At 43.0% G+C, this 23,099-nt stretch carries 24 protein-coding genes; 10 read left to right on the plus strand and 14 right to left on the minus strand.

The genetic code is table 11. The features are described from left to right. Positions 1–107: 107 nt before the first annotated feature. From M3I01_RS18620 to lptM, 7 genes are all read right to left on the minus strand, one after another. Entirely contained in the window at positions 108–443 is a 336-nt protein-coding gene (locus tag M3I01_RS18620) for a transposase domain-containing protein (RefSeq protein ID WP_449405574.1), read from the minus strand. Positions 444–561: 118 nt separating this feature from the next. Then, positions 562–888 carry a thioredoxin TrxA gene (gene trxA / locus M3I01_RS13890; RefSeq protein ID WP_255896476.1) on the minus strand — a complete coding sequence of 109 codons (327 nt, stop codon included), beginning with the start codon at positions 886–888 and terminating at the stop codon, positions 562–564. Between the two features lie 106 nt (positions 889–994). Continuing rightward, on the minus strand, positions 995–1,708 hold the full coding sequence (locus tag M3I01_RS13895; protein ID WP_275565142.1) for an HAD family hydrolase: 714 nt from the start codon (positions 1,706–1,708) through the stop codon (positions 995–997). After that, positions 1,705–2,370: a DUF484 family protein gene (locus M3I01_RS13900; protein WP_255896478.1), complete on the minus strand. Its 666-nt coding sequence runs from the start codon at positions 2,368–2,370 to the stop codon at positions 1,705–1,707. Before M3I01_RS13900 ends, M3I01_RS13895 begins: the two co-directional genes overlap by 4 nt. A 7-nt stretch (positions 2,371–2,377) precedes the next feature. After that, entirely contained in the window at positions 2,378–3,208 is an 831-nt protein-coding gene (gene dapF / locus M3I01_RS13905; protein WP_255896479.1) for a diaminopimelate epimerase, read from the minus strand. Positions 3,209–3,218: 10 nt separating this feature from the next. Next, on the minus strand, positions 3,219–4,472 hold the full coding sequence (gene lysA, locus M3I01_RS13910; protein WP_255896480.1) for a diaminopimelate decarboxylase: 1,254 nt from the start codon (positions 4,470–4,472) through the stop codon (positions 3,219–3,221). A gap of 14 nt (positions 4,473–4,486) precedes the next feature. After that, positions 4,487–4,606 (minus strand): LPS translocon maturation chaperone LptM, encoded by a 120-nt coding sequence (lptM, locus tag M3I01_RS13915; RefSeq protein WP_255896481.1) that lies wholly within the window; start codon positions 4,604–4,606, stop codon positions 4,487–4,489. 227 nt (positions 4,607–4,833) lie between these two features. Here lptM and M3I01_RS13920 point away from each other — a divergent pair, with 227 nt between their 5' ends. Further along, positions 4,834–5,754, plus strand: coding sequence for a hypothetical protein (locus M3I01_RS13920; protein ID WP_255896482.1), 921 nt, complete (start codon positions 4,834–4,836; stop codon positions 5,752–5,754). 69 nt (positions 5,755–5,823) lie between these two features. On the opposite strand, the gene argH is transcribed toward M3I01_RS13920, so the two are convergent. Then, positions 5,824–7,230, minus strand: a complete 1,407-nt coding sequence (gene argH, locus M3I01_RS13925; protein ID WP_255896483.1) for an argininosuccinate lyase — start codon at positions 7,228–7,230, stop codon at positions 5,824–5,826. 156 nt (positions 7,231–7,386) lie between these two features. On the opposite strand from argH, the gene hemC reads away from it, so the two are divergent. Genes hemC through M3I01_RS13945 form a run of 4 tightly spaced genes read left to right on the plus strand, consistent with a single transcriptional unit; the run spans position 7,387 to position 11,554 of the window. Then, positions 7,387–8,310: a hydroxymethylbilane synthase gene (gene hemC / locus M3I01_RS13930; protein ID WP_255896485.1), complete on the plus strand. Its 924-nt coding sequence runs from the start codon at positions 7,387–7,389 to the stop codon at positions 8,308–8,310. 28 nt (positions 8,311–8,338) lie between these two features. Beyond that, the gene (locus M3I01_RS13935) at positions 8,339–9,091 is read left to right on the plus strand and encodes a uroporphyrinogen-III synthase (protein WP_255896487.1); all 753 of its coding nucleotides are present in this window, start codon (positions 8,339–8,341) and stop codon (positions 9,089–9,091) included. Position 9,092: 1 nt separating this feature from the next. After that, positions 9,093–10,328, plus strand: a complete 1,236-nt coding sequence (locus M3I01_RS13940; RefSeq protein WP_255896488.1) for a uroporphyrinogen-III C-methyltransferase — start codon at positions 9,093–9,095, stop codon at positions 10,326–10,328. After that, positions 10,325–11,554: a heme biosynthesis HemY N-terminal domain-containing protein gene (locus M3I01_RS13945; protein WP_255896489.1), complete on the plus strand. Its 1,230-nt coding sequence runs from the start codon at positions 10,325–10,327 to the stop codon at positions 11,552–11,554. The genes M3I01_RS13940 and M3I01_RS13945 overlap by 4 nt, the downstream gene beginning before the upstream one ends. Positions 11,555–11,635: 81 nt before the next feature. Here the strand turns inward: M3I01_RS13945 and M3I01_RS13950 are convergent, their stop codons facing one another. The 3 genes from M3I01_RS13950 to M3I01_RS13960 all read right to left on the minus strand — a co-directional run bounded on the left by M3I01_RS13950 (position 11,636) and on the right by M3I01_RS13960 (position 14,436). Beyond that, positions 11,636–13,183 (minus strand): methyl-accepting chemotaxis protein, encoded by a 1,548-nt coding sequence (locus tag M3I01_RS13950; RefSeq protein ID WP_255896490.1) that lies wholly within the window; start codon positions 13,181–13,183, stop codon positions 11,636–11,638. A gap of 102 nt (positions 13,184–13,285) precedes the next feature. Further along, positions 13,286–14,197, minus strand: coding sequence for a hypothetical protein (locus M3I01_RS13955; RefSeq protein WP_255896491.1), 912 nt, complete (start codon positions 14,195–14,197; stop codon positions 13,286–13,288). A gap of 53 nt (positions 14,198–14,250) precedes the next feature. Beyond that, entirely contained in the window at positions 14,251–14,436 is a 186-nt protein-coding gene (locus M3I01_RS13960; protein WP_255896492.1) for a hypothetical protein, read from the minus strand. A gap of 91 nt (positions 14,437–14,527) precedes the next feature. On the opposite strand from M3I01_RS13960, the gene yaaA reads away from it, so the two are divergent. Beyond that, a complete protein-coding gene (gene yaaA / locus M3I01_RS13965; protein WP_255896493.1) occupies positions 14,528–15,310 on the plus strand; it encodes a peroxide stress protein YaaA in 783 nt (260 codons plus the stop codon). A 74-nt stretch (positions 15,311–15,384) separates the two neighbouring features. Here the strand turns inward: yaaA and prmC are convergent, their stop codons facing one another. From prmC to hemA, 3 genes are read right to left on the minus strand one after another with little or no spacing between them, the layout of a single operon-like run. Then, positions 15,385–16,227: a peptide chain release factor N(5)-glutamine methyltransferase gene (gene prmC, locus M3I01_RS13970; protein WP_255896494.1), complete on the minus strand. Its 843-nt coding sequence runs from the start codon at positions 16,225–16,227 to the stop codon at positions 15,385–15,387. Between the two features lie 37 nt (positions 16,228–16,264). Then, complete coding sequence (gene prfA, locus M3I01_RS13975; protein WP_255896495.1) at positions 16,265–17,353, minus strand: peptide chain release factor 1; 1,089 nt, start codon at positions 17,351–17,353, stop codon at positions 16,265–16,267. A 3-nt stretch (positions 17,354–17,356) separates the two neighbouring features. After that, positions 17,357–18,625 (minus strand): glutamyl-tRNA reductase, encoded by a 1,269-nt coding sequence (hemA, locus tag M3I01_RS13980; RefSeq protein WP_275565143.1) that lies wholly within the window; start codon positions 18,623–18,625, stop codon positions 17,357–17,359. Between the two features lie 221 nt (positions 18,626–18,846). On the opposite strand from hemA, the gene M3I01_RS13985 reads away from it, so the two are divergent. From M3I01_RS13985 to M3I01_RS14000, 4 genes are read left to right on the plus strand one after another with little or no spacing between them, the layout of a single operon-like run. Beyond that, positions 18,847–20,631, plus strand: a complete 1,785-nt coding sequence (locus tag M3I01_RS13985) for a tetratricopeptide repeat protein (RefSeq protein ID WP_275565144.1) — start codon at positions 18,847–18,849, stop codon at positions 20,629–20,631. Further along, positions 20,628–21,209, plus strand: a complete 582-nt coding sequence (gene lolB / locus M3I01_RS13990; RefSeq protein WP_275565145.1) for a lipoprotein insertase outer membrane protein LolB — start codon at positions 20,628–20,630, stop codon at positions 21,207–21,209. The genes M3I01_RS13985 and lolB overlap by 4 nt, the downstream gene beginning before the upstream one ends. Then, entirely contained in the window at positions 21,194–22,081 is an 888-nt protein-coding gene (gene ispE / locus M3I01_RS13995; RefSeq protein WP_255896500.1) for a 4-(cytidine 5'-diphospho)-2-C-methyl-D-erythritol kinase, read from the plus strand. Before lolB ends, ispE begins: the two co-directional genes overlap by 16 nt. A gap of 58 nt (positions 22,082–22,139) precedes the next feature. After that, positions 22,140–23,087 carry a ribose-phosphate diphosphokinase gene (locus M3I01_RS14000; protein WP_255896501.1) on the plus strand — a complete coding sequence of 316 codons (948 nt, stop codon included), beginning with the start codon at positions 22,140–22,142 and terminating at the stop codon, positions 23,085–23,087. Positions 23,088–23,099: the final 12 nt, after the last annotated feature.

Genomic DNA, 23,099 nt, shown 5'->3' on the forward strand with positions numbered 1-23,099 from the left:
TTTTGGGGGTTAAGCAATGTCGTTCATCTCCCCCATTCATCAATGCATACATGAGATTGGCACTCCAAAAATTTCGGTCTAAGCGTGTAATACTGCGATCTGGAATCTTATCTAACAATGCGCTGAAGCATAGAATCAGAACCTAGGCACTGCCTCGCTTGAGAGACGCCACTTTTGGCAAAAAACTGTTCCGATGCCAATCCTTCCGAACAAACATTTAAGCGTCTAGCCACTTCTTCGATCGCTTCATTTCGAAAAAGAGCCATACCTAATACCAGCCAAAGAACTTGATCTTCAGGTAAGCGTCGTCGCCTGATGTTGGCTTTTGAAGAAAGAGTTAATGCGGACTCAATCCACTCAACTGGAATATTCTGAGTGAAGGTTGAATGATCTGAGAATGAGTGGAGCTCATCGATACTAAGAAGTAACTGCTGAATAGACAAAAAAATCCGATTAAGAAAACTTAATCGGATTTTCTGAGGCTATTCAATTAAATTCAACCTAAAGTGAACAGCATTAGCCGCAATGGCTGCTTTTTTTAAATCACGACACAATATCAAATTAGATAGCGCCGTTCACAAACTCTACTAGTTGAGATTTGGATACTGCACCAACTTTAGTAGCAACCACTTCACCACCTTTAATGATAAGCAAAGTAGGAATACCACGAACATTGTATTTCGGAGCGGTTTCTTGGTTATCATCGACATTAAGCTTTACAACTTTTACTTTACCCACGTATTCAGCAGCGATATCTTCCAAAACTGGCGCAATCATCTTACATGGTCCGCACCATGGAGCCCAAAAATCAATAATAACTGGAATGTCTGAATTCAGCACTTCTTCTGCAAATTGAGCATCTGTGATTTGGATTGTATTTTCACTCATAATAAGTTCCTCAAAATCTATGTTGTAACCAATGAATATGACCTAGTATACCACTAAATGATTAGGGTAAAAATGTGTTATCTCTAATTAAGCCAATAGCAGAATGCTATAACATCAAGGAACGAATAACCGTTGGAAGTTCAAGTAAAGAATGTACTTCTGCATTTGAACGCCCCCCCCATTCATCTCCCCAGCGCTGCGCACCATGGCGATTAAACCAAACACTTCTTGCCCCAGCATTGGATGCTCCAAACACATCATCTATCGGATGATCGCCAATATGAATGAGTTGTGTTAAATTCACCCCCGCAGTCTTGGCAGCAAAAGAAAATAGATCAACCGAAGGTTTTGCAATACCAATCTGATCCGCTCGAACCGCAAAATCAAAATACTGACCTAGCCCGACATAAGGATGATACACATCGGCATTACCATTCGTTATGACTGCCAAGGCATAATCCTGATGTAACTCCTCCAACACATCGACAACATGAGGATAAAGATCTACTTTCTGACGCCATTCATAAAAATGGGCCAATGCCGCTTCCGCAACCAAATTCCCTTCTTCAGAAGGCAAACCAAACTGCTTTAGCGCCAATTTATAAATTGACAGACGCAAAGCCGTTAAATTCGCGGACATTGCTGGATTTTCAGCTAATACTTTTTGCTTTAATCTTTCTTGGGCGGACAAAGAGTACTGTTGTGAGAAACCAGGAAAACGCTCTTCAAACCAAGACTCCATGGCATATTCTGCACGCATAATAACAGGCGCAACATCCCATAATGTATTGTCTAAGTCAAAGGTGATAAGGACACTCACGGCAGTAACCTCAATAAAATCGCACTCAATAGATCGGCAATATATTGAAGAAACATGGCGCCTTTGTCTTTATTGAACGCCGACTCACTTTCAGCCCCCAAGACCAAAACACCGCACTTTTTAATTTCTCCACCTTCACGTGAAAGAAGAGGAAGAACAGCAACGGAACGAATCGAATCAATATCATCAGAAAAGAGAAAACGCATTTCATTGGCAGGCAGGACACCACAAAAACAATCAACAAAGCCTGCCGCATGAGACAAAAACACGTCATCATCCACCAGCAAATGACTTCTAACCGCACTGTCTGGAAACTCACCGAACAAAACTAAAGCATGATGAGACACTTCAAAGTCATCTCTCACCATATCATCCACAACAACTGCGAGATCATCCAAAGAACTACACGTAAGTCCCGCCAATACTAAACGGCGGCTCTTTTGCATTGTGGATTCGTTTTCACGAGCCACTTCGACTAGGCGCTCAAACTGCCCTCTATAATCCGCTGTAGACTGCCTTAATAAATTCACTTGGTATTCAAGTAATGAGACCACCTTCCCATTTATAGGATGAGGAAGTGTCAGACTCTCCAACAAATCAGAATGCCGACTAAAAAAATCCGGCGTTTTTGACAAATATTGAATTACTTCCTCTTCTCTCATAATCCCTCTATAGGTAAATTTGACCTTCAAACACTTTTTCAGCAGGTCCAGTCATAAAAATAGACTGGTTTTCACCCTGCCATTCAATATGTAAATCACCGCCACGTAAATGTGCCGTCACTTTAGGTGACAACCAGCCCTGTTTAATGCCTGCCACAACAGCCGCACACGCACCCGTTCCACAAGCCTGAGTTTCACCGACACCGCGCTCGTACACACGCAAGTTAACCTCTGATGAATTAATTACCTGCATAAAACCAACGTTCACGTTTTTAGGAAAACGTTCATGACATTCAATAAGCGCGCCAACCGTTGCAACTAGCTCATCAGACAGCTGATCCACTTTAATAACCGCATGGGGGTTGCCCACCGACACTGGCGTCATTAAATAATCATTTTCTCCAGCGGTAATGCTATAGAGTCCCTCGCAAGAGTCAGCTGTAAATGGTAAATCTTTTGGCTTAAAACTTGGCGACCCCATGTCCACAGTGACCAATCCATCATCTAGCACACGTAATTGAATCGCTCCGCATTTTGTTTCAACATTAATAATGCGCTTATTCGTTAATTCTCTATCAAGTACAAATTTAGCGAAACAGCGGGCACCGTTACCACAATGCTCGACTTCACAGCCGTCAGAGTTATAAATTCGATAACGAAAATCCATATCTGGGTGTAAAGGCGGTTCAACCACTAAAAGTTGATCAAAACCAATTCCCCAGTTTCGATTACTCAAGCGCTCAATTTGTTGCTTATTAAAAAACACTTTACGAGACACCGCGTCAACAACAACAAAATCATTGCCTAAACCATGCATTTTGGTAAATTTCAACAACACGACGAACTCCTTAGTCTGGCAAAATTTGCTCACCAGCTAACTGATGCTCAATCGTTTCACGGGCACGAATCAAATACGTTTTATCACCGTCAACCATGACTTCCGCCGCACGGTTACGACTGTTGTAATTTGAGGACATAGTAAAACCATAAGCGCCAGCCGAACGAACCGCTAAAAGATCACCTGCTTGAATATCCAACTCACGATCTTTGCCTAAAAAATCACCCGTTTCACAAATCGGTCCGACTAAATCATAAGCACGCTTACCTTCCGGCGTCGGTAACAAGGATACTGGAACAATATTCATCCAAGCCCCATACAAAGCAGGACGAATAAGGTCGTTCATCGCCCCGTCAATGATAGCGAAGTTTTTATGCGGATTGCATTTTAAAAACTCAACCTGAGTCAGTAAAACGCCTGCATTGGCTGCAATCGAACGGCCTGGTTCAAATGCTAATTCCAAATCCATACCTTTTACTTTATCTAATAAAAGCTTTGCATATTCCGCAGGCTCTGGTGGCACTTCATCACGATAACGAACCCCTAAACCGCCCCCCAGATCAAGATGTTTAATTTTAATACCTTTTTCCGACAGCTGATCTACCAAGCCAATCAAACGATCAAACGTGTCTAGAAAAGGCTTAAGTTCAGTCAACTGCGAACCTATATGGCAATCCACTCCCATTACATTCAAATTAGGCAGACTATGGGCAATTTGATAAATACGAACAGCGTCCTTAATATCAATACCAAACTTATTTTCTTTCAAGCCAGTTGAAATGTAGGGGTGTGTTTTAGCATCTACATCTGGATTAACCCGTAAGGATACAGGCGCTACTTTACCCATATCTTCGGCCACTTGATCTAAGCGATACAATTCTGCTTCAGACTCAACATTGAAACAGTGAATCCCTACTTCCAAAGCACGACGCATCTCAACAGCCTGTTTACCCAAACCAGAAAACATGACCTTGTCAGGATCACCTCCCGCTTTTAGGACTCGCTCTAACTCCCCCAGAGAAACGATATCAAACCCTGCGCCCAAACGAGCCAGCACGTTCAAAATTGCAATGTTAGAGCACGCCTTTACTGCATAACAAATTCGCGTTGGATGTGATGCAAAAGCATCAGCATAAGCGTTGTAATGACGCTCTAGAGTCGCACGAGAATAAACGTAACACGGTGTACCGTATTGATTAGCAATATCTGATAAAGCTACATCCTCTGCATGCAGAGTTTGATTAGAATAATTAAAAAAATCCAAAAGGGAATCCTCAGCTATAAAGACGATTCTTGTTGTATAGCAGCAGTATTATTATCCGGTAAATAAAGCGCACCTTTATTCCCACAAGCCGTTAGAAAAACAGCCAAAACACATACTGAAAACAACTTAAACATCGTCTTATCTCTTCTATTTTTGATTAAGACAGTATACCTTGCAGCCTGTTCGTTTCCCAACCCTAGCGAGTCAATTACATGGATATTCTTTCGTTAGAATTCTTTACCTAGAATAGCAATGTCCGCCGGCTTGAATTTGCTATAGTTACCACAAGCTATATAGTCTTCCACACGACTTGGATTAGAGCATCAACATTTTCAGTAAAACGAAACACTTAAGTGACACTATGAAAAGCAAAATTGCCCCATGGGCGGCTGCACTTTTTTGCGCCATACTCATACACATACTGATTATTGAAATATCAGAAAACCAACATTGGTTCGATATCACCCCACCTACGTCCAATTTCGAGTTGTTTTTATTACCAACGACAATACAGTCTGCAGAATTACCAACGACAATACAGCCTGCGGAAGAGCAAGAGGACGTGGCTGTATTTAACGAAAAACAAGAAAAACAAGCATCTTCTAAAGAGAGTCTATCTCAACAAATTGAACAACCAAGTACACCAATTGAAGCGCTAAACGGAAAACAATTAAGCGAAAAAACCAACACAGTCGATGCTGATATGATTGAGCTCAATCAGCCTAACCCAAATACCTTAGAGCCAACTATATTAGAACCAAATGCCTTAGAATCAGATACATTGGATTCAAGTTCATTCAATCAAAATATACTCTCCCCCGATGCAAACAACCGCACTCAAGACACTAAAACCACATCAGAAAATTTGTTTGGACACGAAATTGAAGCGTCAAGTCCCAACGAGAAACCTCTGAATACGGACAAACCAGACTTACTCGATTTGTCTAAAATATCCTTATCATCAGATTCAAGTGATGACGCATTGGAAGGTGTTTTTTCGGAAGAGCTAAGAGATAAAATCGCAGTTTCAAAAAATGCTCAACAAGAGTACCTAAAAGGACAAATCAAAGAGATAAGTTATCCGATCACAAAAGATTCAGATGGAACACGCTATGTCAATATCAAAGGGGTTTGCTGGCGCCTTCCAGAGCCAGGAAGCAAAGAGGCATGGGTCATCGTATTTGCAGGCTGCAGTGGACAAACTAAGTCATTTCACTTTGAACTAAATATCACACCCAGTACGCTGCTGGGCCCAGAGTCGCCATTCTCCATTGGCCGCTAGATTTTAGGTAAAAAAAACGACAATTTAATTGCCGTTTTTTCTATGCAAGAAAGCATCACACTAAGGTCATTACGCTAAACGAGTATTTAATTCCGCTTTAGCTCGTTCTACCGCTTTCAGTACTTGAGCCGGTGCAGTGCCGCCAATATGATTACGCGCCGCAACCGACCCTTCCAATGTCAAAACATCGAACACATCCGCTTCGATCATACTACCGAAAGATTGAAGTTCTTCTAGCGTCATCTCAGATAAATCCTTACCTTCCTTCACACCATAACCAACCGCTTTGCCAACGACTTCGTGCGCATCACGAAAAGCGACACCATGGCGGACCAAATAGTCAGCTAAATCCGTCGCGGTAGAAAACCCTCGACGCGCCGCTTCGTACATATGTTCTTTACGAGATTCGATAGCAGGAATCATATCTGCGAAAGCACGTAATGACCCTTTTAACGTATCTACCGTATCAAACAAAGGCTCTTTGTCTTCTTGGTTGTCTTTATTGTAAGCCAAACATTGGGATTTCATCAGAGTTAACAACCCCATCAAATGGCCGTACACTCGCCCCGTTTTACCACGTACCAGTTCAGGCACATCAGGATTTTTCTTTTGCGGCATAATAGAAGAACCCGTACAAAAGCGGTCAGGTAGATAAATAAAGTTAAATTGAGCCGATACCCACATCACCATCTCTTCAGCCCAACGAGACATGTGCATCATAATAATGGAAGCGGTTGCCGTAAACTCAATCGCAAAATCACGATCACTTACCGAGTCCAAAGAGTTATAAGTCGGACGCTCAAAACCCAATAACTCTGCCGTCATATGGCGATCAATTGGGTAGGTTGTTCCAGCAAGTGCAGCAGCACCAAGTGGTAAAATATTAATACGCTTACGACAATCCACTAAGCGTTCATAGTCACGCTGCATCATTTCGTACCATGCCATTAAATGATGGCCAAATGTCACTGGTTGAGCCGTTTGCAGATGCGTAAAGCCTGGCATAATGGTATTGGCTTCTTTTTCAGCCAAACTCAAAATACCTTGTTGTAGGCGTGTCACTTCCTCAAGAAGAAAATCCACTTCGTCGCGCAAGTAAAGGCGAATGTCCGTTGCTACTTGATCGTTACGAGAACGGCCGGTATGAAGTTTCTTACCAGAAATACCAATTTTTTGAGTCAATCGCGCTTCGATATTCATATGAACATCTTCTAACTCAATCGACCATTTAAACTCACCACGGGCGATTTCACCCTCGATTTCAGTCAAACCCTGAATAATCTGATCACGTTCTTCTTCGGTCAATACGCCAATACTAGCGAGCATTTTACCATGGGCAATTGACCCTTGAATATCCTGCTTTGCCATACGCTGATCAAACTCAACAGACGCGGTAAAACGCGCCACAAAAGCATCCACAGGCTCAGAAAAACGACCACCCCATTGCTGGTTAGTGGTTTTAGTAGTATCAGTCATTCGGTTGGTTCCCACACAGATTCAAACAGCTGCCAAGAGTACATTAAGCGCCTCGACTTATAAAGCATTGAAAGATGACGGACTCTTGCTTAGCGAGTATCATTGTGGCACAAGATTTAAAGGTATTTGTCCGCCAACAACTCATTAGGAGATGAAGTGAAAGATAAAATTGTGATCGCAACCAGAGAAAGTAAATTAGCCCTTTGGCAAGCTAATAATGTCAAAGTGCAACTTGAAACGCTCTATCCAGATATGACCGTTGAATTGCTTGGCATGACAACAAAAGGCGATCAGATTTTAGACTCACCGCTTTCTAAAATAGGCGGCAAAGGGCTGTTTGTTAAAGAATTAGAAGCGGCTCTTATAGAAGGCAGAGCTGACATTGCGGTGCACTCAATGAAAGACGTCCCAATGGCCTTTCCAGCAGGCTTGGGATTGGCCGTCATTTGTGAACGCGAAGACCCAAGTGATGCCTTTGTTTCTAACCGTTTTGATTCACTCAACACACTTCCAAATGGTGCGATTGTTGGCACTTCAAGTTTGCGTCGTTCGTGCCAATTAAAAATGCAACGCCCCGATTTGATCATCAAAGATTTACGCGGCAACGTGAACACGCGCTTAAGAAAAATGGACGATGGCGAGTATGACGCCATTATTCTTGCAACCGCGGGCTTAGTTCGCCTAGAGATGCAAGATCGAATCCGACAAAAAATTCCCGCCGAAACCAGCTTACCCGCAGGTGGACAAGGTGCAATGGGGATAGAATGTCGCTCAGATGACGTACAAATGATTGAGTTACTCGCACCATTACAACATGAAGAGACTGCGATCCGAGTCACCGCTGAACGCGCCGTCAATGAGCGCCTTAATGGCGGCTGCCAAGCACCCATCGCTTGTTTTGCGATATTAACAGACGACACTCTTTGGCTAAGAGGCTTAGTTGGCAGCCCTGATGGAAAAAGCATCATTGAAGGTGACATTCGCGGCCATAAGGACAATGCTAAATCCCTTGGCGTTCAATTGGCTGACGAGTTACTTGCTCGCGGCGCCGATGTCATTCTTGACGCTTTATACAAATAAAACAGCAAATATAATAGGCGAAATATTGGTGCAAGACTGTCGTATCTTAATTACTCGACCCGAACCGGAAAATACCCTTAGCTGTGAACGCATTTGCGATCACGGCTGGGATGCCGTTGCGTTACCAATGCTTGAAATTTCACCAATAAAAGACTCAAAGCAAAGAGATGCTATTCGCTCACAAGTGTTTAATATCGACACTTTCGACTACGTTATATTTGTGAGCAAAAATGCCGCTCGGCTGGCCTGTGACTGGTTAGACACTTGCTGGCCAATGTTACCCGTCGGTATTCATTGGATTGGAATAGGCCAAGGTACCACTCAAGCATTACAGGATGAAGGCATCCCTGCTTTATCCAACCCTGGACACACGACAGAAACATTACTCGATTGGTTAAAGCCTGCGAAAATGACCAATCAAAAAATACTGATTGTGCGAGGACTGGGCGGACGGCCAGAATTAGGCAAAAAATTGGAAGAAAGAGGCGCAAAAATCAGCTACCTTTCACTCTATGAAAGGAAAAAACCCGACTATTCTGCTCAAACTTTCTTTATGTTGCCCGATATCAATTTAATATGGGTAACCAGTGGCGAAAGCCTAGACAACCTTTCAGAATACGTGACACAACATAAACCAGAATGGAAAACGCTCCCTATACTTACCCCTAGTATTAGAGTAAACCAGCAAGCAAAAGAAATGGGTTGGATTAATGCCTCGTGCGCAAATGGCGCTGACGATAACAGCTTGATCAAAGCGACTGAATTTCACACAGGAAAATAGAATGACAGAGAATAATAAACAAGAGCGACATTCAGACGATGCTATCGAAGCAACTTCTACTGCAACTAATCATGCAGAAAGCCACCCCGATCAATCTAAAAAACAGCCTACCCAGACGACACCACCAACAACAAAACTGTTTGCCTCTGTTTCATTTGGGCTTTCTGCCATTGCCATCGCAACAAGTGGCTGGCTTTATTTCCAAAGTACACAAAGCACAGTGAACCAAGATATTAAACAAGTCGCTGTTCAACAAGCGAATATTGACAGAAAAATTAACGTTAGCATGCTAAACCAATCTCAGCTCAACCAGCTGATTGAGCAAGTTAAACAGTCAGAACAAACCATTCAAACGCAAAAAGATCAGCTTCTCGCACATCAATCCCAACAAAGTGAAAAATTGTTATCGTTTGAATCAAAACTTAATCGACTCAGCAGTACCACCAAAGAAGATTGGAAGCTTGCTGAAGCGGAGTACCTCATTCGCCTTGCTAATCAGCGCTTATTGCTTGAATCTGACAACATCGGTGCTGCTACGCTTCTTAGTAACGCTGATGACATCCTGAACGAATTAGAAGATCCCATCGTGTTTACGACACGTAAAGCGCTTGCCAAAGACATTCAAGCGCTAAAGTCCATTAGCCCATTTGATCTAGAAGGCGCTTACCTAAAATTAAACGCTTTATACGATAGTGTGCAAACCCTCCCACAAAGGGAGCCATCAAAAGAATGGCAAGCCAACACGACAGCAAAACCAACAATTAGCACAACAAATCAGCTGACATCAGCATTAGAGAGTTTCTGGCAATCACTTAGATCTTTGGTTGTGATCAACTACAACCACAAACCGATCAAAGCCTTGTTACCTCCAGCAGAATACCAAGAACTCATCACCGGTCTTCAGCTTCAACTAGAAATAGCGCAAGTCGCGCTAATTAAAGGCGAGCCCGTTATCTATCAAACAGCTCTATCTCGTGTTGCAAATGCCACAACGACGCATTTTGAAACGCAATCAAACCGCGTCACTTCATTTTTGGCGAGTTTAACCGCCTTGCAACAGTTGAATCCATCGCCAGACTTGCCGCTGCCTAGAGAATCATTGATAGCGATGAAGTCCTTAATGAAAGAGTGGACAACTCGTGGTGATAACGCCCCAGTCACTAGCACTACAGAGCAACCACCAGCGAAAGAAGAAAACCTCGACGCACATCAAACAGATTTAGGAGATGACCTATGAGAAAACTCCTCTTTTTGCTTGTCATCATGATGGCCGTTGGTGGCGTTTTAGGGTTACTAATGCGCCAAGACAGCGGTTATGTTTTATTGGCTTATAACGGCGTCACTATAGAAACCAGCTTATGGGTTTTGGCTACCGCTATGGTTATCGCTTTATTTGTAATGAGCTGGATAAAACGCATTTTATTTATTGCGCTCAGCCCCAGTAATTCTTTGGCAAAAGTAACGGGGAATCTAGCGCAAAAAAGAGCCTCTCGAAACACAATAAGAGGAATGTTGGAACTCGTCGGAGGCAACTGGAATAAAGCAGAAAAGCTGCTGACGAACAGCGCCGAGAAAGTCCCTTACCCTTTGATAAACTACATTAGCGCAGCATACGCGGCCAGTGAACAAGACGAGCATGAACGATCAAAGGCATTATTACGTTCCGCTCATAAATCAACACCAGAAGCAGAATTCGCCATTGGTTTCGCTCAAAGCCAAATTCAAATAAAACAACAGCATTATGAAGGTGCTTTAGCCTCTCTTTTGCGTCTTCAAAAGCTAAAACCAAAGCACAAACAAGTGTTAAAAATGCTGGTCACCGTTTATACACAACTAAAAGATTGGGATGCCCTACTAACACTCACTCCAACCCTTAAAAAAGACGGCATATTTGACGACGACAACATGCTCGAGCTAGAACGTAATGCTTTTTTAGCCTTGCTCGATAAAATCAAGTTCCGCAATAAACTCGGACAAAACAAAAAAGAGTTGGTTGCTGAAGTAGAAAGTCTATGGAATAAATTAGATACACTTTCTCAAGATGACAGAATGAGACAGCTATACGCTCAAACACTCATTCATTTTGGTGACGATGCCAAAGCAGAAAGTTTTATTCGCCATAGTTTGAATCAGAAATGGTCTGATATTCTGGTTTATGAATATGGCAACATCAAACAAGACAATATCAAAAAGTTATTAACCAATAGCGAGAACTGGCTTAAGAAAGAACCTGCCAGTGCAAATCTATACCTCATCTGTGGCCGTCTAAGTCAATCGATGATGCTATGGGGGAAAGCCAGAGACTATTATGAACAAGCGCTAGCACTTGATACACAGAACGAAGCCCTTGCTGAACTAAGTCGTCTACTCAAAGCAATGGGTGACACCAAAGCAAGCCAAGAACTGATGATGATTCACCTAAACCACGCGAGTAACCAATTAAAAAGCTTACCACTTCCTTAGCAGTCAAAACAAAAATCGATCCAAAAAAAACGCCGTTATTTTCATAACCGCGTTTTTTTTTCAAACTCGCTTAATGGACCTTTATTTAAATCGCACCACTAGCTCGTGCATATCATCCGCGACATTCTGCAGCGCTCGGATGCTATCGCTCGATAAGTTAGATTTTTCTGAGCTCTCTACTGACAAATCTGAAATACGCACCACTTGTCGATTAATATCTTCAGCAACATGAGCCTGTTCTTCTACTGCGGCTGACATTTGCATCGCCATATCAGAGATATTCGACACCGCACCGACGATGTTAACAAACGCATTTTCCAATTCAACGATTTTATCTAAGCCTTTTTCAGCATCTTGTTTACCTTGGTTGGCAATCGTCACAGAATTTTGAGAACCGCTTCGCAACGTCCCTATAATATTATGGATATCCTGCGTAGACCCCTGCGTCCTTTGAGCCAGTTGACGAACTTCATCCGCAACAACCGCAAAACCGCGTCCGTACTCACCCGCGCGCGCGGCTTCTATTGCGGCATTTAATGCCAAAAGATTAGTCTGCTCTGCAATTTGATCGATCATTTGCGCAACTTGAGCTATTTTTTCAGAGTGGTCCGCTAATTCCTGAACGGTAGCGCTAATATCGCTCACAGTGTCGCTTAACTGGCGTATTGAATTGCGTGTTTCTTTGACTATTTTTTGACCGCTCTCAGCAGACTCAAAAGAGGATTTAGCGCTGTCTGCCGTCATCTGTACATGCTGAGCAACGTCATTAATTGTTGTGGTCATTTGCTGCATCGCAGTGGCAACATCTTGAGTCTCGTGCTGCTGGCTCACCATGCCTTTTGTTGTCTCAATAGTAAGTTCCAGACCTACCTTAGATTGCTGAGATACCTTCAAAGATTCATCTTCAAATCGAGTTAATACCGCATCCATTCTCGACAAAAGACTTTTCACACCAACATCTAAAGTGGCAATATCCAAAGCAGCATCTGAATAGGTTACTCCTGCTAATGGGTGCAAAAAAGCCGCCGATAGGCGCTTTTTTAATGTCGCTTGCAGCGTTGCATGATTTAGCCAAAACAAACCATTTGCCAATAAACTTGCCACTGCCAGCACCCCAGCAGCGTAAAGTATATTGACGCTACCCGCTGCGATGGCCATGACAACACTTACCACAGGCAATACAATTTTCCACGATAGAAAAGCACGGGGGGACACCCTCTTCCCACTCACAATTTTCCGATATATTTTTTCAGCCCGCAGCACATCTTCTCGATTTGGAACGGTTCGAACCGATTCATAGCCGACCACTTTTCCTACTTCTAGAACGGGGGTCACATAGGCATCTACCCAATAATAATCACCGTTCTTACAGCGATTCTTAACCAATCCCATCCAGGCTTTACCTTGCTTTATCGTCTCCCACATAATTTGGAAGGCTTCTTGAGGCATGTCTGGATGTCGAACAATATTATGAGGGCTGCCGATTAATTCACTTTTATCAAAGCCACTAATTTTCACAAAGGCATCATTACAATGAATAATATTGCCTTTTAGATCGGTGGTTGAAATTAATTTTTCGCTTTTTTCGAAGGTTTTTTCTTGAGCGGTAATTGGTGTGTTGTGACGCATGGTGCAATCATCCTTAAAATAGTATGGGTATCCCCCATCACTCTTTCTTTGTAAAACTGAATTATTTGAATACCAAAATAAGTCTAAATAAAATATATAAAATTACTTTAGTAAGATTCGGCTAAGCCAGCGAGTAAAAACAGGCAGTAAATATGTAGGGATTTGTAAGGCGCCGGCTAACGGCAAAAAGGCTGGACCTAATAGTACTCCGGCAATACTGTATGTCAGTAATACATTTCGGTTTCCGGACGTAATCGCCGCCGTCAGCGCAATGGCCTTACCTTGTTTTCGATAAAAAAAGTAAGACAGCACAAAAAACAAACAACACAATCCAGTAGCAATCATAAAATATTTCAATGCCATCATTGGGTCTTGATCAAACAAAACTCGAAAGCTTCCAACCAATCCAAACGGAAAAGCAAACACTAATAAAATAGTATAAGGCGATATTTTTATTAAGAAGCGACTTAACGATTCTTCAGGAAAAAAACGATGAACTAGAAAGGAAAAAAGCATAGGCCCGAATATAAAAACAAGTAAACGAATAAAATAACTAATCCAGTCAAGCTCAACTCGCTCCGTTTGATACAGCACTAAAACAAGAAAAATAGAAATCGGTAAAACCAACGTGGTGGCAATGGTCATTGCCATCGCCTGCAGACTATCAAAACCTAATGCACGAACAATAGCGGGCGTCGCAAACAATGACCCTGTCGCAGCTACAGCAACCACAGCCAATAAAAGATTCTGGTCGAAAGACAACCACCAGCCAATAACACCGACCACGACCATAAAGACAGCAGAATGCAAAGCAGCGTATAACCATATTTCTTTACTGCTTAAACGCTTAATCAATTCATTTTGCTTCATACCCAGTAACGTCAATGTCATCAGTGTAAACAAAACAAAGGGAAGAAATGGGAAAAATGCTAATGAGACAGAGGGAATCAAAAAGCCGAGTATGGCAAACGCGAACATAAAAAGAAGTGAATGACGCACAAGAAAAAGCAACATGGGTTTTATACCTTAATAGGCGACCCAAAAGAAAACAATGAAGGATAATTCGATTATTTTTTTGAGCCACAACGCATTTTATTATTTTCAGGTAACTCAGCAAGCTCTATTACCCAATCAGCACGAGCTTGATCAAACGCCGCACGAAGCGCAGTAAGTTCATTGCTAGACGCAAGAGGGGTTTTTGTTTGCTGATCAGACTGACGAGACTGAGGGAATGGTATCAGATTATTCTTCATAAATTATCTCTATTAAAGCATTGTCTGGATATTTATCGACACTCTATGGATAATCTTTAGGGAACGCAATGATCAAGCAGATGGAATAACTATGAAGTTTTTAATCTCACCAGCTAAGACACTGGACCTAACATCAAAGCCTAACAATGAGTCATTCAGCTTACCAGAGCTGCTGGATGACTCTCAGCAACTCATTAATACAATTAAACCTTGTACACCGGCCGATATCGCCTCATTAATGAAGTTAAGCGATAAACTTGCCACACTTAATGTATCTCGCTATCAAGAATGGCAAAACACACACACACAGCTCAATAGTCGGCCAGCGATTTATACCTTTATGGGTGATGTTTATACCGGATTAGACGCTTATTCGTTAAATGAAAGCGATATCAATTATGCCCAAAAGTCCCTACGCATTTTAAGTGGTTTATATGGCTTACTAAAGCCGCTTGACCTGATGCAAGCCTACCGACTTGAAATGGGGACAAGGCTGAAAAACGACAGAGGAAGTAATCTCTATCAGTTTTGGGGGGACATCATTGTTGATAAAATCAATGAATCACTGCTAGAAGACGAGCTATTGGTCAATTTGGCGTCTAATGAGTATTTCAAAGCGGTTAACAAGAAAAAGCTAACCTCGACGCTCATCAGCCCAAATTTTCTCGACGAAAAAAACGGTCAATTCAAAGTGATTAGCTTCTATGCAAAAAAAGCTCGCGGCTTAATGGCTCGATACCTTATAGAAAACCGTTGCGAGACGTTAGACGAAATTAAAGCGTTCAATCTAGCAGGCTATCGCTATGATCCTCAGCAATCGACAAAAGACAACCCTGTGTTTATTCGCCCTGAAAGCGCCCAGCCAAAAAAATAAATAACACAGGACACAATGAAGAAAGTACTCGTTTTAGTACTTTCTTCATTGATTTAGTTGATGAACGGCTTAAGTTAGTCAATCCACTGCCCAATTGTTACACGATCGTTGCCACCCAGGTCTTGAAAACTTTCAACAAAAGAATAACCCGTCAAATTAAATCGCTCTCGAATCGCTTCCGCTTGATCATAACCATGTTCGAACATCAAATACGCGTTTGACGCCATAAAACCATGCGCCACACTGATGATATGCTCAATGTCTGCCAAGCCATGATTCTCTGCCACCAACGCACTTTTAGGCTCAAAGCGCACATCCCCTTTCGACAAATGCTCATCATTAGGGTCAATATAGGGTGGATTAGAGACAATTAAATCGAACTTTTCAGTACCTTTTAACGCATCAAACCAACTACTGTGCATAAACGTCACATTACAAAGTTGATTTCGTAAAGCATTGCGCTTAGCCAACGCTACCGCCCCCTCAACAAGATCCACTCCAATTACATTCGCACGAGGCCGCTCTGCCGCAAGTGCCAGCGCAATGGCGCCTGTTCCAGTGCCAAGATCTAAAATGCGATGCGCTTTACTAACATCAAGTCTAGACAAAGCAACTTCCACAAGTCGCTCCGTATCAGCTCGTGGAATTAAGGTACAAGGTGAGACTTCAATATCCAAGCTCCAAAATGCTTGATGCCCCAATAAATAAGCAATGGGTTCACCAAGCACTCGACGAGCCAACAGTAAATTGAATCGCTCAAGATCAGCCTCACCAACTACCTTTTCAGGCCAAGTATAAAAGTAAGACGTCGATACGGCTAAAACATGCGCAAGTAAAAGCCGGACATCTAGCTGAGCCGTATCAGAGACAAAAGTAAGGCGCTCGGAAGCGCCTTTTAATAGTTCATCAATTCGCATACACGATGATTACCTTATCCTAGTATTCAATTATAGATTAATTGTCGCCGCTAAGCGCTGCAAGCTGTTCAGCCTGGAACTCATTCACTAACGGATTAATCAATACATCCAATTCACCTGTTACAATTTCGTCTAATTTATACAAGGTTAAATTAATACGGTGATCCGTAACACGACCTTGTGGATAATTATAGGTACGAATACGTTCTGAGCGGTCACCACTACCAACCAAAGACTTACGTGCTTCGGATTGTTCGCTTGCGGCTTTATCTTGCTCGGCGGCTAACAAGCGCGACGCCAATAAAGACATAGCTTTAGCACGGTTCTTATGCTGAGAACGCTCTTCCTGACACTCAACCACCACACCCGTTGGAATGTGAGTAAGACGAATTGCTGAATCTGTTTTGTTTACGTGCTGACCACCCGCGCCTGACGCTCGGAAAGTATCAATACGTAAATCCCCTTTATTGATAATAATGTCGTCTACTTCATCCATTTCTGGCATTACGGCAACAGTACAAGCCGAGGTATGAATACGTCCTTGAGATTCCGTAGCGGGCACTCGTTGCACTCGATGCACTCCAGATTCAAACTTCAATTTAGAATAAGCACCTTCACCTACTACTCGCGCAATGACTTCTTTGTAACCACCATGTTCACCATCACTTGCGCTGACAATTTCAACTTTCCAGCGCTGAGTCTCTGCATAACGTGAATACATGCGGAATAAGTCGCCAGAGAAAATAGATGCTTCATCACCACCAGTACCCGCTCGAACTTCTAAAAACACGTTTCTCGAATCGTTAGGGTCTTTGGGTAAAAGTAACTTTTGCAACACAAGCTGAAGCGCTTCTTTCTGCGCTTGTCCTGCTTTGTACTCTTCAACACCCATTTCTTTAATATCGGGATCTGAGTCCGTCATCATGAGTTCAGATTCAGCAATATTTTCGTCAATTTGCTGAAACTCATTAAAACACTTAACCACTGGCTCTAGTTCGGCGTACTCTTTTGAATAAGAACGAAACAGATCCTGATTCATAATGACTTCAGCAACACTTAACAGTACAGCCAATTCATCATAGCGATCAGACAAACTTTCTAACTTTAACTTTATGGATTCTTTCATTTTTTAGTTATCTTTTTCTTCATAAATGCCTAATACATTTGAGGCAATGGTTAATGCATTTTGATCTGCATCTGCACCAGCATCACGCAAATAACGCGTCGGCGAGTGAATGAGTTTATTCATTAAGCCATGAGCCAGCTTATTGAGCACCTGCTCCGGAGACTGCCCTCTCTCAAGTCCTTTAAGTGCTTTTTCCAGTTCTGCATTTTTAATAAGCTCAGCAGATTTTCTGAACGTAACGATAATGTCTGAGACTTTTCTTGATTCGACTACCCGTCGATAAGAACTAACCCCTTCTTCGATCATTTCCTCTGCCGCTTTCGCAGCATCTTGCCTTGCGCGGACATTTTCTTCAATCACTGAATGAAGATCATCTACGGTATAAAGGTATGCATCGTTTACTTCTTCGACTTCCGGCTCTATATCGCGAGGCACAGCAATATCAATCAATAACATGGGAGAATGCCGGCGCTGCGACGTAGCACGCTCAACCATGCCCTTCCCTATAATCGGTAATTGGCTGGCCGTAGACGAAATGACAATATCTGCTTGCGATAAGTAGTCGCCTATTTCGCCTAACATAATGGCTTCCGCATTTAGCTCATTTGCCAATGCTTCGGCTCGAGCCAAAGTTCGGTTGGCGACTATAATTCGTTTAATTCCATTTTCTTTAAGGTGTCTAGCCACCAATTCAATCGTCTGTCCTGCACCAATAAGCAACGCGGTGCTATTTCTAATATCGGCAAAAATACGTTGTGCCAGACTCACGGCAGCAAACGCGATCGACACCGGGTTTTCACCGATGGCCGTATCGGTACGGACACGTTTAGCGACAGAAAAAGCACGCTGAAATAAGGAATCTAATTCAGGACCAATGCAAGACCCTTCTTGCGAAACCGCGTAGGCTGACTTTACCTGCCCGAGGATTTGAGGCTCGCCTAAAATTAAAGAATCTAATCCAGAAGCCACTCGCATAATGTGACGCACACTATCATCGTTAGAGTACGTGTAGCAATATTGCTTTAATTCCGACAGAGCGATACCGTGATATTGCCCAAGCCACGCAATAACGTCGTCCACCCTATTGAAATCTTCAACTGAACAATACAATTCAGTTCGATTACAGGTGGACACTATGACAGCTTCATTGGCTTTTTTCTCAGATATAAGAGAAGACAAGGCATCTATCATTTTTTCAGGGGCAAACGCCACACGCTCACGGATCGAAACCGGCGCAGTTTTGTGATTTACACCTACAGTAATTAGCGGCATTCAGGACTCTTCTCAAAGATCGAGATTTAAGGTAATGACAGGAGCAGGCATTGCTCCAACACGACTCTTTACATAAAGAAGACACATTATACGAGAAATTAGCTTTTTTTCGCACCCCATATGATCAATAAAAGTAATAGGATTAGTTTATAGTTATGCCTGACATAAAGAGTGGCTAGCGATACCATAAGGGTTATATGAATTTAACGTCGAGAAAGCACATGTCGTCTGTTTTAGACCTCATACACAAAAACCACATAAGAAAGCCTCAGACAAAAAAGTTTTTGGTGCTGCTTACCATTCTTTGGGGGGCATTATTATTAAGCGCCTGCACCTATAACACGACTCGACCCGATATCGCACCATTGAGCAAAGAAACACCTCTCGAGCAGAAAGTGTCTCATAGCAACATTGCAGAGCTTCTCAACGCCGAATTTACGCTACAAAGAGAAGGTCCAAATAAAGCATTTGACTCGTTTTATAAGCTAGCTAGCCAATCCGAAAATCTTGCACTGATAGAGCGACTCACACACATTGCAGTCGTTTCACAAAACCGCCTTTACATAGAAAAAAGTACGAATTTATGGTTGTCCGTTGACCCAACGTCGGAGCAAGCTTACTCACTTAAACTGCAAGTCCTCGTCAAAGGGGATCGTCCGGACGAAGTGACAACGCTGCTGACCAGCGCAATTCGACACAAGACGTCGCTACGCTTTTTGCCGCTTTATCTTGAAGAAGTTGTCCGTGACAGCGATCAAGTTAATACCATAGAAGAAGCGATAGCAGCACTATCTCCTGAATCAAAACGCGATCAATACGTGCAGCTGAGCCATGCGCACCTTTTATTGCTTTCAGGAAAGTATCAGTCCGCAATTAATGCATCCAAGCAACTTCTAGCTCAGCCTAACACCGAAAAAAGCGAAGCTCTTTACCTCATTTTGGCTTTTAGTCAAAAAAACCTTGATCGATTCGAAGATGCCATAAAAACATTACAGACAGCGTCCCAGCGCGCCCCAAAAAACGTACGATTACTAACGCCTTTGATTGACTTTCTTGTCGAAAATAAGCAATCCGAACGCGCAGCAACGGTATTTCAAAGTACGAACTTAGAAACACCTGAAAAACTTCAAATCGGCATCAATTTCATGCGTACCTTGCTAGAGCACGAACAACCAACACTGGCACTTGAGACTGCTAACCTCCTGCCCAAAAAACAACTGGGCTTATCAGATCAAATTCAATATTTGACCGCCATTGCGCTTGCTCAACTAGGCAAAAAAACAGAAGCCATCAAAACAATGGATACGGTGGACGGTGCTTTACGCGCTAATGCCACCAGCCAAATGGCATTATGGCTTTATGACGCAGGCAAAGAGAGCGACGTCAACGACATGATTCTCAACCGTACTCTACGGGAAAATATGCCGGAGCAGGTCTCTGCTATCAGCCGACTTCATGAGGAAAAAGGGAATATCGATTTATCCTATGAATTACTAAACCACGCCTTAATCGCGTTACCGGAGTCCGACGTTTTGCGCTATCGAAAAGCGTTACTCGCTGAAACGCTAGGAAACTGGACGGTAACGGAAATTGAACTCAAAATACTACTCGAAAAAGATCCAGATAACCCACAGTACCTCAATGCACTTGGCTACACACTGCTCACCCGAACTGCCCGTATTGATGAAGCAATGAACTACATAGAATCCGCCTACGAGAAAGCAGACAATGACCCAGCTGTTATTGATAGTTTAGGATGGGGGTTCTTTATGAAAGGAGAGTTAGAGAAGTCTTCTTATTATTTAAAAAAAGCCTGGTCAATTCTACCCGATGCTGAGATTGCGGCCCATTACGGCGAGTCTCTCTGGCAACAACGCCACTACAAAGAAGCAATAGATATATGGAAAGCGGCCTTAAAAACATCGCCAGGTACGCCATTATTACTTGAAACTATAAAACGACTTTCACCGTCGCTGATGGATGAACTAGAACAGGATAAACCATGATGAACTACCGTATCCTCTGCCTACTTACTTTGACCGCACTTATCAGTGCCTGTAGTACGCAACCAACAGGGCCAATCACACCACCACCCACCAGTGTTGGCGCCATTTCAAAATGGGAAACATCTGGTCGAGTTGGCATTCGCACACCAAAAGACGCAGTTTCTGGCAATTTTAACTGGCAAAAAGATCCAACGACCTTCGCTCTTAATATTGTTGGCCCTTTTGGTCAAGGCGCAACCAAGCTAGATAAATCTCAAGATGGCGTTGTCACATTGGCTTATGATGACACCGTGATAACCGGCAACGACCCAGCCACACTGCTGCAACAAGAGCTTGGTTGGGAATTCCCAGTAGAACAGGTTTCTTATTGGATAAGAGGCTTGGCGGACCCGCACTCAGCCGCACGAATCACCCACGACACAGACAGCAAACTGCCAAGAAAAATAGAACAAGATGGCTGGCTGGTGACTTACAACAGCTTTACAACAGTAAATGGCCTATCCTTGCCTCAAAAAATGCAAGTATCTAACCCCCCTTTTAAAGTAAACTTGATTATCAACCAATGGACCATTCAGTAACCAGCATGCAACTACCTTCTCCTGCAAAATTAAATTTATTTTTACACATCACCGGCCGACGAGAAGACGGTTACCACGAACTGCAAACACTGTTTCAATTTATCGATTTATGCGACACGCTTGATTTCTCGCTTACTAGAGATAACAACATCACTATCTCACCTGCTATTGAGCAACTTCCAACAGAAGAAAACCTCATTTATAAAGCGGCAAAATTACTTATTCCCTTTAAGCAAAACCCCCACGCCGGCATAGATATTATCCTAAAAAAACAACTACCTATGGGTGGAGGAATCGGCGGAGGAAGTTCCAATGCCGCCACGACTTTGTTGGCTCTAAACACCCTATGGGAATGTCATCTTTCTTTAGAAAAACTGGCTAAACTGGGAGTCCAATTAGGCGCGGATGTTCCCGTTTTTGTCATGGGTTTTGCAGCCTTTGCGGAAGGTGTTGGAGAGAAGCTTCAAAAAGTCACATTAGATACACCGTATTTTTTACTCCTTAAGCCCAATTGTCACGTCTCAACGGGTCAAATCTTTACCGATAAATATTTGACAAGAGACACCCCTCCGATCAGAATATCGCACGCCTTGAAGCTGGGTGGCCATAACGACTGTTTAGATGTGGTTAGAAAGCACAATCCTGAAGTGAATGAAGCGTATTTATGGCTTAAAAACCATGGCGATGCAAAGTTAACTGGGACGGGGGCTTGTCTATTTTTAGCATTCGATAATGTGCGTGACGCTGAGCGAGTAAGATTGTCTACACCAAAAAAATGGCAGAGTTGGGTTTGTCATGGGTGTAACACATCACCAACTCACGACGCACTAAACCAGTGGATTAAGCAAAATAAGGATAAGTGTCCCAAATAAACAAACCACTTCCCTGGCCAGTCTATTTTATCGCTACAAAATACAAAGGGTATACACAGTGTCCAAGTTGATGGTTTTTACCGGTAATGCAAACCCTGAACTCGCTCGCAGGGTGGTACGCCGCCTAGGGCTACCTATCGGAAACGCAACCGTAGGTAAGTTTAGTGACGGAGAAATTACGGTCGAGATCAATGAGAATGTCCGTGGAAAAGACGTTTTTATTATCCAATCCACCTGCGCCCCTACTAATGACAATCTAATGGAACTGATCGTCATGGCAGACGCTCTACGTCGAGCATCTGCCACACGAGTGACGGCTGTTATTCCCTATTTTGGTTATGCCCGACAAGATCGTCGTGTACGCTCAGCCCGCGTACCTATTACAGCGAAAGTGGTGGCCGATATGATTTCGGCTGTTGGCATCAACCGTGTATTAACCGTTGATCTTCATGCAGACCAAATCCAAGGGTTCTTCGATATCCCTGTTGATAACGTCTACGCAACACCTCTACTACTTGAAGATTTACAACGCCAAGGTCATAAGAACATAACCATTGTCTCTCCAGATGTAGGTGGTGTTGTTCGAGCACGCGCCTTCGCAAAACTACTTGATGACGCAGACCTAGCTATTATAGACAAACGTCGTCCTCGCGCTAACGAAGCTCAAATCATGCATTTGATTGGTGATGTCGCTGGAAAAACATGCGTCCTAGTGGATGACATGTGCGACACTGGCGGCACCTTGTGTGCCGCTGCAAAAGCCCTAAAAGATCACGGTGCTGAAAAAGTAATCGCCTACTGCACTCATCCAGTGCTATCAGGCAAAGCCATTGAGAACATTACAAATTCCGTGCTTGATGAGTTGGTCGTGACTGATACCATCCCATTGACACAAGAGGCGCTTAATTGCCCTCAAATACGCCAATTGTCGATGTCTGACATTATGGCGGAGGCTGTTCGTCGTGTATGCAACGAAGAGTCTATCAGTGCCATGTTTGGGGCCTAAGCCAAACACTAA

Source organism: Marinomonas maritima (genome assembly GCF_024435075.2).
Classification (GTDB): domain Bacteria; phylum Pseudomonadota; class Gammaproteobacteria; order Pseudomonadales; family Marinomonadaceae; genus Marinomonas; species Marinomonas maritima.